The following is a 14,822-nucleotide window of genomic DNA, read 5'->3' as shown; positions in this document are numbered from 1 at the left end:
CCGGTGACCGGACACGGTGGCGCTACGCGAAAGTCGGAATCAGGCCGTCAGCTTCGCGCGGCCCTTGGTCCGACGCGCAGAGACGATGGCGCGCCCGGCACGGGTACGCATACGAAGACGGAAGCCGTGCACCCGCGCGCGGCGACGGTTGTTCGGCTGGAACGTCCGCTTGCCCTTGGCCACGGTGACACTCCTTGCATAAGTAGGCGACGCACGCGCGCCGCCTGTAGTGGACGGAAACTCTTCGGCGGCACATGAAGCTCGACCTGAGGTCGAACCCTTCCGACGGATCGGTTGTGCGCACAGACCGGTCAAGCCTACTTATCCCCACTGACAAGGTCAAACCGGAACACGTTCACCTCCGTGACGCAGCTCACAGACGGTCTCGGCCGACACGCCGGGGGGCTCCGACATCCCACATCGTCCTGCGGGAATGTGCTCGGTGTTGAGGACCGCGCTCCACTCTGTTAACTTTGCCGAATGCGATTGCTGAGCACGGCCACGGCACCCCGTGGCGACCGAGCACGGCAGCTCCGGGGCGTACGGCACCGGGCGTATAGCGGGCTCGGGGCCGCGCCCTAAGCAGAGCTTCCCGGGTTGTCGCGATCCGCAGGCACCTCGATCTCTTCTCGGCCGAAGTAGGCGGCCGGCAACACCTGTACTCACACTCGTCCACACCTGTGGATGAACCTGTGGAGTACAGTTTCTTGCGCAGGTCGGACGGGGTTCCGATATGCACAGCTCGATATTGGACGTGTAACGAGAACGCCGGTCGGAAGCCGGAGCACGAAAGCTTTCGAACCGGTGCGGAGGACCAGATGACCGTTGATCCGCTGATCGAGACGTGGACCGCCGTGGTCGACGAGCTCTGCGGAGACAACACCGATCGCACCCTCACGAAGCAGGAGAAGGCCTGGCTCAAGCTCGTCCAGCCGCTGACCCTGACCGAGGGCTTCGCGCTCGTGGCGGTGCCCTCGCAGCTCATGAAGGACGCGATCGAGCGCAGCCTGCGCGAGCCGCTCGTCGCCGCGCTCACCACCCGGCTCGAGCAGGACGTCGAGCTCGGCGTGCGCATCTCGCCCGACGCCACACCTCCGGTCGTGGCGCCCGCGGTGGGCTCTCCGGCGGAGGCACCGTCGGGCCCGAGTACCGCGGATCTGGCCGTGCCGGTCACCGAGATCTCGTCCGGCATGCCGGGCGCTCCCTCGCCGACCGTGCAGTTGCCGCCGCCCATGACGGGGCCGGCCCCGAGCGGCAACGGCACGGGTCCGTCCGGCTCATCGGGCTCCAGCCTCAATCAGAAGTACACCTTCGAGACCTTCGTGATCGGCGCGTCCAACCGCTTCGCGCACGCCGCCGCGTTCGCCGTGGCGGAGGCGCCGGCGCGCGCCTACAACCCGCTCTTCATCTGGGGTGAGTCCGGCCTCGGCAAGACCCACCTGCTGCACGCCGCCGGCCACTACGCACGGCGACTGTTCCCGGGGATGCGCGTGAAGTACGTGTCCACGGAGGAGTTCACGAACGACTTCATCAATTCGCTCAAGGACGACCGTCAGGTCCAGTTCAAGCAACGGTACCGCGACGTGGACATCCTCCTCGTGGACGACATCCAGTTCCTCGAGGGGAAACTGGGTATCCAGGAGGAGTTCTTCCACACGTTCAACACACTGCACAACGCGAACAAGCAGATCGTGGTCTCCTCCGACCGGCCGCCGAAACAGCTTGCAACACTGGAAGATCGGCTACGCACGCGATTCGAGTGGGGCCTGATCACCGATGTGCAGCCGCCCGAGCTCGAGATCCGCATGGCCATCCTGCTCAAGAAGGCGCAGATGGAACGGATCCACGTTCCGCCGGACGTGTTGGAGCTCATCGCTACTCGCATCGATCGCAACATCCGCGAGCTCGAGGGCGCGCTGATCCGTGTGACGGCCTTCGCCTCGCTCACGCAGACCGATGTGACCTACGAGCTGGCCGAGATGGTGCTGCGCGACCTGGTGCCGGACACGACGACGCTCGAGATCTCCTCCAGCACCATCCTTTCGGTGGTCGCGGAGTACTTCGAGATCTCCGTGGCCGACCTCAAGGGCACCGAGCGCGCCCGCGCCGTGACCCACGCGCGCCAGATCGCGATGTACCTGTGCCGCGAACTGACCGAACTGTCGCTGCCGAAGATCGGGCAGATCTTCGACCGCGACCACACCACGGTCATGTACGCGGAGCGGAAGATCCGCAAGGAGATGCCCGAGCGGCGCCGCGTGTACGACCAGGTGCAGGAGCTCACCACCCGGATCAAGCGGCGCAGCCAATAACGTTCTCGCACAGGACCGCCCGGGCGTAGGGGATGCACTCCCTGCGCCCGGGCGGTTCTCTCGTAGTACTCCTACGAGCCGGTCGCGGTGCAGATGAGCGGCCCGGACGAGGCCTTCTCCTCCGCGACCACCGCACCGTCGCGGGTGATCTTGCACGCCATGTCGGGCTTCGGGCTGAACACCGTGACCGTCACCAGGAAGGTGTCGGCCGTGAACGACTTCGTCCACGGAAGCGTCTGCGAGCCCAGGGTGTTCGTGTCCGGGATGCCCACGGCGATCACCTGGGCGGAGCCGCTGCCCGTGACCTCCACCACCCACTTCTTCGCGTTGGCGCCGGTCGTCGAGCCGCCGTAGATCGGCGGAATCGAGATGCCCGACGGGAGGCCCGTCGGGAGCGCGATCCCGCTGCGCGTCGTGGTGGGTGCGGTCGTGGTCTGCGTCGTGCCGGTCGACGATGTCGAGGTGCTCTTGGTGCCACCCGTCGCGACGAGCACGACGATGACCGCGAGCACGAGCACGAGGACCACAGCCGCGACGGCGATCCACAGCAGCTTCTTGTTGCCGCCTCCGGAACCGTCACCGCCCCCCGAGCCGCCACCGGGGCCGCCGGGGCCCGCGGGAGGCCCCGCCGGGGGAACACCGCCCCCGTACTGCGCACCGGGGCCCCCGGGCGCGTAGCCGAGCTGGTAGCCACCGTCGTAGGCCTGCGTCGGCGGTTCCTGCCCCGCCCCGTAGCCGGCACCGTATCCGGGGCCCTGCGGCCCCACCGGTCCGGGACCGGGCTGCTCCGCGGGGCCCTGAGGGAGCGGCGGCGGCCCCTGGGGCTCGCCGGTCGCGTCGGTTCCGTAGTCGCTCCGCTCGTACTCGCGGGTCGGACGGGGCGCCGAGGGCGTCGCGGGGTAGTTCTGGTCGCCGGGGTGCTGTCCCGGGTGCTGTGGATCCGGATATCCCATGGTCACACCGTACGCGCACGGCGGCCCGGGACGGGCTGTGAGTTACCGATGAGTATTTCCCACAGCCTGTGGATGAATCGACGAAATCCCAGGAGTGACCTGGGGAGAGTTCATCCACAGGTTTCCACAGGCAGGCTCCGTCAACAATCACACGGATGTAGTTCCACAATCCCTGCGGCGCGTCGTCAACACCCCGACACGCACGGAGAACTGGGGCGACACGGAGTTTCCACATCCTCCACAGGGCCTATGACGATGACATATTTCTTCTCTAGATACTTCTTTTGAAAAGAGGCTGTGTGAACGTCCGGCACGCTTCACGCGCTCGGACGTGTAGTTCGGGCCGGCGGACACCTGAACGCCACCGGATCAGGCCCGCTCCTATAGCATCGAAGACCTCACGGTCGTGCCCGCCACGCCGTACCCGAACGCCCCCCACCGAAAGGCCCCGTCGGCATGAAGTTTCGCGTCCCGCACGAGGAGTTCGCCGAATCCGTCGCGTGGGTGGCGCGCAGCCTGCCCTCGCGCCCTCCGGTGCCGGTGCTCGGCGGCGTGCTGCTCACCGCAGGTGACGACGGTCTGACGGTCTCGGGATTCGACTACGAGGTCTCGGCGCAGGTCCGCGTCGCCGCCGAGGTCGCGGATGAGGGCCAGGCCCTGGTCTCCGGCCGCCTGCTCGCGGACATCACCAAGGCGCTGCCCAACAAGCCGGTCGACGTGCAACTCGACACCACTCGCGTCGCGATCACCTGCGGCAGCGCGAAGTTCTCGCTGCCCACGATGCCCGTCGAGGACTACCCGCAGCTTCCCGAGCTGCCGCAGCAGACCGGTGGCATCGAGCGCGGAACCTTCGCCGAGGCCATCGCGCAGGTCGCCATCGCCGCCGGCAAGGACGACACGCTGCCGATGCTCACCGGCATCCGCGTCGAGATCGAGGGCGAGAAGGTCGTTCTCGCCGCCACGGACCGGTTCCGTCTCGCCGTGCGCGAGTTCGACTGGCGGCCGGCGTCGAGCGACGTCAAGGCCGCGGTCCTGGTCCCCGCGAAGACCCTGTCGGAGGCCGCTAAGACCTTCGCCGTCGACCCCGAGGTCGGCATCGCACTCGGCGCGGGCTCGGCCGTGGGCGCCGACGGCCTGCTCGGCGTGGTCGGCGCGGACCGTCGGACCACCACCCGCCTGCTGGATGCCGACTTCCCGAAGTTCCGGCAGCTGCTGCCTGCCTCGCACACCGCGCTCGCGACGATGGAGATCGCGCCGCTGCTCGAGGCCATCAAGCGCGTCGCCCTGGTCGCGGACCGGGGCGCACAGGTGCGGATGGAGTTCTCCGACGGTGCGCTGCGCCTCTCCGCCGGCGGCGACGACGCCGGCCGGGCCGAGGAGGAGTTGCCCGCCGACTTCCAGGGCGAGGCACTGACGATCGCGTTCAACCCCGGGTACCTCCAGGACGGCCTGGCGGCCATCCACACCGAATCGGTGACCTTCGGGTTCACGACTCCCAGTCGGCCTGCGGTGCTGCGGCCCGCGGTGGACAATGGCTACGAGCCGGACGACTCGGGCGCCTTCCCGGCGCCGCAGAGCGCGTACACGTACCTGCTGATGCCGGTGCGTCTGCCCGGCTGAGTCACATCGTCCGTCAGCGAGGAGAGGTGCCGTGAGCATGCAGTTGGGTCTGATCGGTCTGGGCAAGATGGGCGCGAACATGCGCCAGCGGATCCGCAACGCCGGCCACGAGGTCGTCGGGTACGACCCGCGGCCGGAGGTCACCGACGTGCCCTCGCTCGAAGCCCTGGCCGGGGCCCTCACGGCGCCCCGCACCGTGTGGGTCATGGTCCCGGCCGGCGAGCCGACGCGCGACACGGTGCGCAAACTCGCCGACATCCTCGAGCCGGGTGACGTGGTGATCGACGGCGGTAACTCGCGGTACACCGACGACCAGGTCAACGCGGAACTGCTCGAGACCAAGGGGATCGGCTACCTCGACTGCGGCGTCTCCGGCGGCGTGTGGGGCCTGGAGAACGGCTACGGCCTGATGGTCGGCGGCTCGGACGCCGATGTCGAGCGGGCGATGCCGATCTTCGACGCCCTGCGCCCCGCGGGCGAGCGCGAGGACGGCTTCGCGCACAGCGGCCCCGTCGGCGCCGGGCACTACGCCAAGATGATCCACAACGGCATCGAGTACGGCCTGATGCAGGCCTACGGCGAGGGCTACGACCTGCTCCAGGCGGAGCCGCTGATCGAGAACGTGGCCGGCACGCTGCGCGCGTGGAGCAAGGGCACCGTCGTGCGGTCCTGGCTGCTCGATCTGCTCGTGAAGGCGCTCGAGGAGGATCCCGGCCTGAACGAGATCACCGGCTACACCGAGGATTCCGGCGAGGGGCGGTGGACGGTCGAGGAGGCCATCCGGCACTCGGTGCCGGCGCCGGTGATCGCGGCCGCGCTGTTCGCCCGGTTCCAGTCCCGCGAGGACGATTCGGACACGATGAAGGCGGTCTCCGCGCTGCGCAACCAGTTCGGCGGGCACGCCGTGCGCCGCGCGGACTAGCGGGGCCGATCGCTCGTTGTACGTCCGCCGGCTGCATCTGCACGACTTCCGGTCCTGGGACGACGTCTCCGTCGACCTGGAACCGGGCGTCAGCGTGTTCGTGGGCCGCAACGGATTCGGGAAGACCAACCTCGTCGAGGCGTTGAACTACCTCGCGACGCTCGGCTCGCACCGCGTCGCCATCGACCAGCCCCTGATCCGGGTCGGCGCGGAGAGTGCGTCCGTGTCGGCGACGGTGCACAACGCGGGCCGGGAGCTCACTGCGGAGATCGACATCGTGGCCGGCCGGGCGAACAAGGCGCGCATCAACACTGCGCCGTGCCGCCGGCCCCGCGACCTTCTGGGCATCCTGCAGTCGGTGCTGTTCGCCCCCGAGGACCTGGCGCTCGTGCGCGGGGAGCCGGGGGGCCGGCGCCGCTTCCTCGACGATCTCGCGATCCTGCGAACGCCCCGGATCGCCGCGGAGAAGGCGGACTACGAACGGGTTCTCAAGCAGCGCAACGCCTTGCTGAAGACCGCCTACGCCGCCGCACGGCGCGGGGGAGCGGACGCGGAGTCCATGCTCTCCACGCTCGACGTCTGGGACGCGCAGCTCGCGCGGTTCGGCGCGGAGGTCCTGGCCGCGCGGCTCGAGGTGGTGGCCTCCCTGGCGCCGCACCTCACCGTCGCGTACGCGGCACTCGCGCCGCACTCCCGCGCCGCGACCGTCGCGTACACGAGCTCGCTGTTCGAGGAGTTCGACGGTGACCCCGCCTCCGCGTCCGTCGCCGAGCTGGAGCGGGTCGTGCTCGAGGGCCTGGCCGCCGCGCGCCAGCGGGAGATCGACCGGGGCGTGGGCCTGGTCGGCCCGCACCGGGACGACCTCGACCTCCGGTTGGGGAACGAGCCGGCGAAGGGCTTCGCCTCGCACGGCGAATCCTGGTCGTACGCACTGGCTCTACGGCTCGCATCCCTGGAGTTGTTGCGCGCCGGCGGCAGTGAACCGGTGCTGCTGCTCGACGACGTCTTCGCCGAACTCGACGCCAAACGCCGGACCGCGCTCGCCGCGGTCGCCGCGGACACCGAGCAGGTGATCGTCACCGCGGCCGTCCCCGAGGACCTCCCCGCGGAACTGCGGGCCCGGACCTTCGAGGTGTCGGTCGAGGGGCCGGCGGACTCCCGCGTCTCCCGTCTGGCGGGGGCCGCCCCGCAGACCGTGTCATCCGATCGGACGATGGACGGCGACGGCCCGCCCTGACTACCGTTCTCCTTCGTAGCGAGGATCTTTCGAAGGGGAGTGCCGCGATGGCGATGAATCCTGGACCGGGCGTTCCGCCGGGGCCGGGCCCGGCACCGTCGGGCCCGAACCGTGAGGTCGTGGCGCCGATCGTGGGCGGGGCGGCGCTCGTGGCGCTGGTCGTGTTCATCGGTTCGTTGACCTTCTGGGCGGAGACCTCGACGTCCGATCTGTGCTCGGCCTACTCGAAGGCCTCTGCGAAGGTGAGCGACGACAGCACGTACGTCGTCGATCTCGACGGGCTCGCCTCCGCCGCCTCGCACTACCCGAAGAGCGAGGTGCAGGACGCGGGGAAGGCACTGGACAAGATGACCGGTACGTTCTCGGTGTCGGCCTACTACCGGAACGCGGCGCCGATCGCGGCGGAATGCTCAGGGGCGTACTGATGGTGGAGCGGTTGCTCGGAGGTCTCGCGGTCGGTGCGGGACGAGTGTTCGTGAACAAGGTCGCCGGGCCGGCGGTGGCGGCGGTGCTGCTGGTGCTGGCCGTCATCGCGTTCAACAGCGCGTACACCGTGCTGCCGGGGCTGCTGATCCTGCTGTGTGCGGTGGTGGTGCTCGTCGGCGGTGCCTACGTGTCGGGCCTGTTCAACGACGTCATGGCGAGGGTGTCGGCGGGCACCGGGCCTCGGCCCGCGATGGGCCCGGGCCCGGCGCCGTTTCCGCCCAACGCCGCCGGCGCCCTGCCGCCCGCGGAGGTCGCGGCCGCGAATCCTGCTACACCGCAGCAGCATCTGGACGAGATCGCGCACAACCTGCCCGCCCTGCGCGTCGCCGTCGCGGCGAACCCGTCGACACCCCCGCACACGCTGCAGTTCCTGTCCGGATTGCGTGATCCGGCGGTGGACGCCGCGCTCCGGCAGCGCCACTGACCGTTCTCCGATCACGCCCCCGGCGTCGTTGCGCGGCCGGCGAGAACGACGCCGACGAGCCCGAGGAGCCAGGCGACGAGATACCCGGCGATGAGCTGCACGGGGATCACCGGCTGCCCGTACTCCTGCAGGACGAGGGGAGCCGCGACGGGCAGCAGCGCGACGACGAGGGTGATCACGCCGAGGCGGCGGGTTCCGCGCGCGCCGCGCACGGCTCGCCGAAGGTTCGCCCACCAGCAGAGCAGGCCGATCACGCCGACCGCGTACAGGTAGCCGTAGAGCGGCGCGGCCTCGCCGTACTTCCCCACCGGATCGTAGAGGCGGTGCAGGTGGCCGTCGAGGCCCCCGACCGCGAGCTGATCGACGACCGCGTACACGAGCGCGCCGGCGGTCACGAGTGCGCCCAGCCCGTACGCGACGACGGTGCCGTTCGTCCGGGCCGACGGTGCGTGCGGGGCCCGAATGTCCGTGTTCTGGATCATGTCCCTCTCCTTTGGTACTTGGCGTACCAACTTGGTACACCGAGTACCATATGTCGGTGAGCGCGAACTTGGAACCCCGAGTACCAAAATCCGGGACAACCCCGAGCCGGAGGCCGCGCCTCGCTCTCGAGGAGACCCGTCGCCGGGTCCTCGACGCCGCCGTCGATCGCGTCTTCGTCGAGCGTGGAGGGAACGGCCTCGAGCACGTCCGCCTCGAGGATGTGGTGCGCGACGCGGACGTCTCCCGCACTGCGGCCTATCGGTGCTGGCCGCAGCGTGAGGACTTCCTCGCGGACGTCCTCGCCGCACTCGCCGAGCACGCGCTACCGACCGCCTCCACCCGCGGCGCCCGGGCCACCGGGGTGGTGCGGCGCGCCGTCGGGGACGATCCGTCGACTTTGCGTATGGAGGCGGGGCGCCGGGCCGCACTCCTGCGGGCGGTGAGCGCATCCGCGGACGACGATCTCCTCGCCGATCGGGACGAGGACCGACGGTGGCGGCTCTACCTGACCCTCGCCATGGCGGTGCCCTCGTTGCCGGCGGGGCCGCAGCGGGACCGCGTGGTGGCGGCCGTCGACCGCGCGGAACGGACGGTCCGCGCGCGCCTCGCGGAGAACTATCAGCGACTGTTCGGCCTCTTCGGGTTCACGAGCACCGTCGGCTACGGGGAACTCGCGGCGATCGGGCTCGCGCTGATGCGCGGCTACGTGGTCGGCGGACATGCCGGGGCGGGGACGGGTAGCCCGGGCACCGGATACGCACTGCTCGTCGACGGGGCCGCGGCACCGTCGGACCCGGGTGAGTGGGACGAGGCACGCTGCCGGGGACTGCTGGACGAACTCGATGCTCCGGACCTCTTCGTCGCCGAACCCGTCAGTGGCGGCGAGTAGCCTGAGGGGCACGAGTTCGCGAGTGCGGGGAGGCGGCATGACCGGGTCGAACGGTGACGCGGAGCTGCACGGCTCCGACATCGCACGGCGCGCGCTGGAAGAGGCGCGCGCAGCCGCGAAGGCGGCCGGCAAGTCCGTCGGCCAGGGCCGCTCCGAGCCGATGACCGGTGGGGTGCGCCGGCTGCGTCGGGGCTCCAAGCGGTGGAGCGGGCCGTCGCCGGACAACCGTGATCCGCAGGCCTTCGGCGCCCTCATCGGGGGTATCGCCAAGGCTCGGGGTTGGGACAAGAAGGTCAGCGAGGGAACGGTTCTCGGCTGTTGGGACGCCGTCGTGGGCGCCGACGTGGCCGCGCACGCACAGCCCGTGAACCTCCGGGAGAAGGTCCTCTACGTCCGGGCGGAGTCGACGGCATGGGCCACGCAGCTGCGGCTCATGCAGTCCCAGCTGCTGGCCAAGATCAACGCCGCCGTCGGTCAGGGCGTGGTGACCTCGCTGAACATCACGGGCCCCAGCGCGCCCAGTTGGCGCAAGGGGCCGTTGCACGTCCCCGGGCGGGGTCCACGCGACACGTACGGGTAGGCGGGCGGTTGCGGGTTCGCGGCCCAGCGTCGCCGTGAGGGCATCCGATTGCAATCCGGGGTGATCGCGCCGAAACGAGGTCGGATTCGTCTGGGAGGCGATTAGGGCGCGCCACGCGGGTTCATCGTCGTGAAGAGGAGTAGACTGGAAGGGCAAGAGCGCCCCGTCTCCTCGGGTCGCTGTCCGATCACCATCGCGGTGCCCGCGGCCGAGGAAGTTCACGGCCGTTCGCCCCGGTGGTTCCGACGAAGGAGCGCCAACACATCGTGGCGGCTGACAACAACGCTGGGAAGCCTGCGGGCTCGTACGGCGCAGATTCCATCAAGCAGCTCGAGGGCCTCGAGGCGGTGCGCAAGCGCCCCGGCATGTACATCGGCACCACGGGACCCCGCGGCCTGCACCACATGATCTGGGAGGTCGTCGACAACTCGGTCGACGAGGCGATGGCGGGCCACGCGACCCGGGTCGACGTGAAGCTGCGCGCCGACGGCGGCGTCGAGGTCATCGACGACGGCCGTGGCATCCCGGTCGCGATGCACGCCAAGGGCATGCCCACCGTGCAGCTGGTGCTCACCTCGCTGCACGCCGGCGGCAAGTTCGACTCCGACGCCTACGCCGTGTCGGGCGGTCTGCACGGCGTCGGCATCTCGGTGGTCAACGCGCTCTCGAGCCGCGTCGAGGTCGAGATCGACGTGGACGGCTACCACTGGCAGAACAACTTCCACTGGGACGACAAGAAGCGCGATTCGGTCGCCGAGGACCTGATCAAGGGCGAGCCCACCACCCGTACCGGTACCACGGTGCGCTTCTGGGCCGACCCGAAGGTGTTCACCGAGACCACCCACTACGACTTCGAGACGGTCTCGCGCCGCCTGCAGGAGATGGCCTTCCTCAACAAGGGCCTGACCATCACGCTCACCGACGAGCGCCCGGTGGCCGTCGAGGTCCCGGACGAGGACACCACCGAGGCCGCTCCGTCCGCGCACGAGGACGACGTCGCCGCCGCGCTGGCCGAGGTCGCACCGAAGAAGCGCGAGCGCATCTTCCACTACCCCGACGGACTGGTCGACTACGTCAAGCACATCAACGCGCGCACGTCGAAGTCGCCGATCCACGGCTCGATCATCTCCTTCGAGGGCAAGGAGAAGGGCCACGAGATCGAGATCGCGATGCAGTGGAACTCCGGCTACTCGGAGTCCGTGCACACCTTCGCCAACACCATCAACACGCACGAGGGCGGCACGCACGAGGAGGGCTTCCGGACCGCGCTGACCGGCGTCGTCAAGGCTTATGCCAAGGACAAGAAGCTAGTCAAGGACAAGGACGGCGAGCTCTCGGGTGACGACATCCGCGAGGGTCTGGCCGCGGTCATCTCCGTGAAGGTGGCCGAGCCGCAGTTCGAGGGCCAGACCAAGACCAAGCTCGGCAACTCCGAGGTCAAGGGCTTCGTCCAGAAGGTGTGCCGCGAGCAGCTGCAGTTCTGGTTCGACTCGAACCCGGCCGACGCGAAGACCATCGTGCAGAAGGCGGCCGCCTCCGCGCAGGCCCGCCTCGCGGCCCGCAAGGCGCGAGAGCTGGTGCGCCGCAAGAGCGCCACCGACATCGGCGGCCTCCCCGGCAAGCTCGCCGACTGCCGCAGCAACGACCCCGACAAGTGCGAGGTCTACATCGTGGAGGGCGACTCCGCCGGCGGCTCCGCCAAGAGTGGCCGCGACTCGATGTACCAGGCGATCCTGCCGATCCGCGGCAAGATCATCAACGTCGAGAAGGCGCGGATCGACAAGGTGCTCAAGAACACCGAGGTCCAGTCGATCATCACCGCCTTCGGCACCGGCATCCACGACGAGTTCGACATCGCCAAACTGCGGTACAAGAAGATCGTCCTGATGGCTGACGCCGACGTGGACGGTCAGCACATCTCGACGCTGCTGCTCACCCTGCTGTTCCGCTTCATGCGCCCGCTGGTCGAACACGGCCACGTCTACCTCGCGCAGCCGCCGCTGTACAAGCTCAAGTGGCAGAAGGGCGCCGAGGCGGAATTCGCCTACAGCGACGCCGAGCGCGACGTGATGCTGGCCGACGGCCTGCAGCACGGCAAGAAGATCAACAAGGACGACGGCATCCAGCGCTACAAGGGCCTCGGCGAGATGAACGCCAAGGAGCTGTGGGAGACCACGATGGATCCGACGGTGCGCGTGCTCAAGCAGGTCACGCTCGACGATGCCGCCGCCGCCGACGAGCTGTTCTCGATCCTCATGGGCGAGGACGTCGTGGCCCGTCGCTCGTTCATCGCACGCAACGCCAAGGACGTGCGGTTCCTCGACGTGTAGCCGGAAGGTCGCCCTCCGGGGCGACCGCCGCGCACCGTCGAACCGCTTGACCGACAAGGACTTGACATGACTGACACCACCCCGCCCACCGAGACCGGCGGGCACGACCGGATCGAACCGGTCGACATCCAGCAGGAGATGCAGCGCAGCTACATCGATTACGCGATGAGCGTGATCGTGGGCCGCGCGCTGCCCGAGGTGCGCGACGGCATGAAGCCCGTGCAGCGCCGAATCCTGTACGCCTCCTACGACGCCGGCTACCGCCCCGACCGCGGATACGTGAAGTCGGCCAAGCCGGTCGCCGAGACCATGGGCAACTACCACCCGCACGGCGACAGCGCGATCTACGACGCGCTCGTGCGGCTCGCGCAGCCCTGGTCGCTGCGCTACCCGCTCATCGACGGGCAGGGCAACTTCGGCTCGCCGGGCAACGACCCCGCGGCCGCGATGCGCTACACCGAGGCCCGGCTGACGCCGCTCGCGATGGAGATGCTGCGCGACATCGACGAGGAGACAGTCGATTTCACGCCGAACTACGACGGTAAGACGCAGGAGCCCACCGTGCTCCCCGCGCGTGTGCCCAGCCTGCTGATGAACGGTGCGGGCGGCATCGCCGTGGGTATGGCGACCAACATCCCGCCGCACAACCTGCGCGAGCTCGCCGACGCGATCTTCTGGTGCCTGGACAACTTCGAGGCGGACTCCGAGGCCACGCTCGAGGCGTGCATGGACCGCATCAAGGGCCCGGACTTCCCCACGTACGGCCTCATCGTCGGCAGCCAGGGCATCAAGGACGCCTACTCCACCGGTCGCGGCTCCATCCGCATGCGCGGCGTGGTCTCCGTGGAGGAGGACTCCAAGGGCGCAACGGAACTCGTCATCACCGAGCTGCCCTACCAGGTGAACCCCGACAACCTCGTGCTGTCGATCGCCGAGCAGGTGCGCGACGGCAAGATCGCCGGCATCAGCAAGATCGAGGACCAGTCCTCCGACCGTGTGGGTATGCGGATCGTGGTGCGGCTCAAGCGCGATGCCGTCGCCAAGGTGGTGCTGAACAACCTCTACAAGCACAGCCAGCTGCAGACCAGCTTCGGTGCGAACATGCTGTCCATCGTCGACGGGGTGCCGCGCACCCTGCGCCTGGACCAGATGATCCGCTACTACGTGGCGCACCAGTTGGACGTCATCGTGCGGCGCACCCGATTCCGGCTGCGCAAGGCGGAGGAGCGGGCCCACATCCTGCGCGGCCTGGTCAAGGCGCTCGACGCGCTCGACGAGGTCATCGCCCTCATCCGGCGGTCCGAGACCACCGAGATCGCGCGCGCCGGCCTGATCCAGCTCCTCGACGTCGACGAGCTGCAGGCCAACGCGATCCTCGACATGCAGCTGCGGCGCCTGGCGGCCCTGGAGCGGCAGAAGATCATCGACCAGTTGGCCGAGATCGAGCTCGAGATCGCGGACCTCAAGGACATCCTCGACAAGCCGGAGCGGCAGCGCGCCATCGTCCGCGACGAGCTCGCCGAGATCGTCGAGAAGTTCGGCGACGACCGGCGCACCAAGATCATCGCGGCCGACGGCGATGTCACCGACGAGGACCTGATCGCCCGCGAGGACGTGGTCGTCACCATCACGGAGACCGGCTACGCCAAGCGCACCAAGACCGACCTCTACCGCAGCCAGAAGCGCGGCGGCAAGGGCGTCAAGGGCGCCGACCTCAAGCAGGACGACATCGTGGCGCACTTCTTCGTGTGCTCCACCCACGACTGGATCCTGTTCTTCACCACCAAGGGTCGCGTGTACCGCGCGAAGGCCTACGAGCTGCCCGAGCAGAGCCGCACCGCGCGCGGCCAGCACGTCGCGAACCTGCTGGCCTTCCAGCCGGAGGAGCGCATCGCCCAGGTCATCCAGATCAAGGCCTACGACGACGCGCCCTACCTGATCCTGGCCACCAAGAACGGCCTCGTGAAGAAGTCCAAGCTCGAGGACTTCGACTCGAACCGCAGCGGCGGCATCGTCGCCATCAACCTGCGTGACGAGGACGAGCTCGTCGGGGCCGTTCTGGCCTCGGCCGACGAGGACCTGCTCCTGGTGAGCAAGAACGCGCAGTCCATCCGGTTCCACGCCACCGACGAGGCGTTGCGGCCCATGGGCCGGGCAACCTCCGGTGTGCAGGGGATGCGGTTCAACGGCGACGATCAGCTCCTGGCGCTCAACGTGGTTCAGGAGGACACCTACCTCCTGGTCGCGACCTCGGGCGGTTACGCCAAGCGCACGGCCATGGACGACTACCCTGTCCAGGGGCGTGGCGGTAAGGGCGTGCTGACGATCCAGTTCGACCCGAAGCGCGGCGACCTGGTGGGTGCGCTCATCGTCGACGACGAGACCGAGCTGTACGCCATCACGACGGGCGGCGGTGTGATCCGCACCGCCGCGCGGCAGGTCCGGAAGGCGGGCCGCCAGACGAAGGGTGTCCGGCTGATGAACCTGGCCGAAGGCACTAGTCTTTTGGCCATCGCCCGCAATGCCGACGAGAGCGACGAGCCCGAGCAGGCGGACGGCGACGCGTAGTCGCCGCGACTTCGAAGG

The 14,822-nt window shown here is 69.0% G+C and carries 13 protein-coding genes; 10 read left to right on the top strand and 3 right to left on the bottom strand.

The genetic code is table 11. The features are described 5' to 3' along the window. Positions 1-39: 39 nt before the first annotated feature. Entirely contained in the window at positions 40-183 is a 144-nt protein-coding gene (gene rpmH, locus AXK61_RS24400; RefSeq protein ID WP_068526256.1) for a 50S ribosomal protein L34, read from the bottom strand. Between the two features lie 635 nt (positions 184-818). On the opposite strand from rpmH, the gene dnaA reads away from it, so the two are divergent. Continuing rightward, the gene (gene dnaA / locus AXK61_RS13700; protein WP_068745836.1) at positions 819-2,312 is read left to right on the top strand and encodes a chromosomal replication initiator protein DnaA; all 1,494 of its coding nucleotides are present in this window, start codon (positions 819-821) and stop codon (positions 2,310-2,312) included. Positions 2,313-2,383: 71 nt separating this feature from the next. Here the strand turns inward: dnaA and AXK61_RS24990 are convergent, their stop codons facing one another. Continuing rightward, the gene (locus tag AXK61_RS24990) at positions 2,384-3,265 is read right to left on the bottom strand and encodes a hypothetical protein (protein ID WP_068745834.1); all 882 of its coding nucleotides are present in this window, start codon (positions 3,263-3,265) and stop codon (positions 2,384-2,386) included. Positions 3,266-3,721: 456 nt separating this feature from the next. On the opposite strand from AXK61_RS24990, the gene dnaN reads away from it, so the two are divergent. Genes dnaN through AXK61_RS13670 form a run of 5 tightly spaced genes read left to right on the top strand, consistent with a single transcriptional unit; the run spans position 3,722 to position 7,954 of the window. Then, positions 3,722-4,885 (top strand): DNA polymerase III subunit beta, encoded by a 1,164-nt coding sequence (gene dnaN, locus AXK61_RS13690; RefSeq protein WP_068570136.1) that lies wholly within the window; start codon positions 3,722-3,724, stop codon positions 4,883-4,885. Between the two features lie 37 nt (positions 4,886-4,922). Beyond that, positions 4,923-5,807, top strand: coding sequence for a phosphogluconate dehydrogenase (NAD(+)-dependent, decarboxylating) (gene gnd, locus AXK61_RS13685; RefSeq protein ID WP_068570135.1), 885 nt, complete (start codon positions 4,923-4,925; stop codon positions 5,805-5,807). 16 nt (positions 5,808-5,823) lie between these two features. Then, positions 5,824-7,044: a DNA replication/repair protein RecF gene (gene recF / locus AXK61_RS13680; RefSeq protein ID WP_068745832.1), complete on the top strand. Its 1,221-nt coding sequence runs from the start codon at positions 5,824-5,826 to the stop codon at positions 7,042-7,044. Positions 7,045-7,091: 47 nt separating this feature from the next. After that, a complete protein-coding gene (locus tag AXK61_RS13675; protein ID WP_068570133.1) occupies positions 7,092-7,469 on the top strand; it encodes a hypothetical protein in 378 nt (125 codons plus the stop codon). Further along, positions 7,469-7,954 (top strand): variant leucine-rich repeat-containing protein, encoded by a 486-nt coding sequence (locus AXK61_RS13670; protein ID WP_068570132.1) that lies wholly within the window; start codon positions 7,469-7,471, stop codon positions 7,952-7,954. Before AXK61_RS13675 ends, AXK61_RS13670 begins: the two co-directional genes overlap by 1 nt. A gap of 11 nt (positions 7,955-7,965) precedes the next feature. On the opposite strand, the gene AXK61_RS13665 is transcribed toward AXK61_RS13670, so the two are convergent. Continuing rightward, entirely contained in the window at positions 7,966-8,436 is a 471-nt protein-coding gene (locus AXK61_RS13665; protein ID WP_068745830.1) for a hypothetical protein, read from the bottom strand. Between the two features lie 56 nt (positions 8,437-8,492). On the opposite strand from AXK61_RS13665, the gene AXK61_RS13660 reads away from it, so the two are divergent. The 4 genes from AXK61_RS13660 to gyrA all read left to right on the top strand — a co-directional run bounded on the left by AXK61_RS13660 (position 8,493) and on the right by gyrA (position 14,804). Continuing rightward, the gene (locus AXK61_RS13660; protein WP_139057775.1) at positions 8,493-9,326 is read left to right on the top strand and encodes a TetR/AcrR family transcriptional regulator; all 834 of its coding nucleotides are present in this window, start codon (positions 8,493-8,495) and stop codon (positions 9,324-9,326) included. Positions 9,327-9,363: 37 nt separating this feature from the next. Beyond that, entirely contained in the window at positions 9,364-9,906 is a 543-nt protein-coding gene (locus AXK61_RS13655; RefSeq protein WP_068745828.1) for a DUF721 family protein, read from the top strand. A gap of 266 nt (positions 9,907-10,172) precedes the next feature. Continuing rightward, positions 10,173-12,236, top strand: coding sequence for a DNA topoisomerase (ATP-hydrolyzing) subunit B (gyrB, locus tag AXK61_RS13650; protein WP_068745906.1), 2,064 nt, complete (start codon positions 10,173-10,175; stop codon positions 12,234-12,236). A 66-nt stretch (positions 12,237-12,302) separates the two neighbouring features. Beyond that, positions 12,303-14,804 (top strand): DNA gyrase subunit A, encoded by a 2,502-nt coding sequence (gyrA, locus tag AXK61_RS13645; RefSeq protein ID WP_068745827.1) that lies wholly within the window; start codon positions 12,303-12,305, stop codon positions 14,802-14,804. Positions 14,805-14,822: the final 18 nt, after the last annotated feature.

The sequence above is a fragment of the Tsukamurella pseudospumae genome (assembly GCF_001575205.1).
In the GTDB taxonomy this organism is placed as follows: domain Bacteria; phylum Actinomycetota; class Actinomycetes; order Mycobacteriales; family Mycobacteriaceae; genus Tsukamurella; species Tsukamurella pseudospumae.
This window is presented reverse-complemented; position numbering and strand designations above follow the sequence as displayed.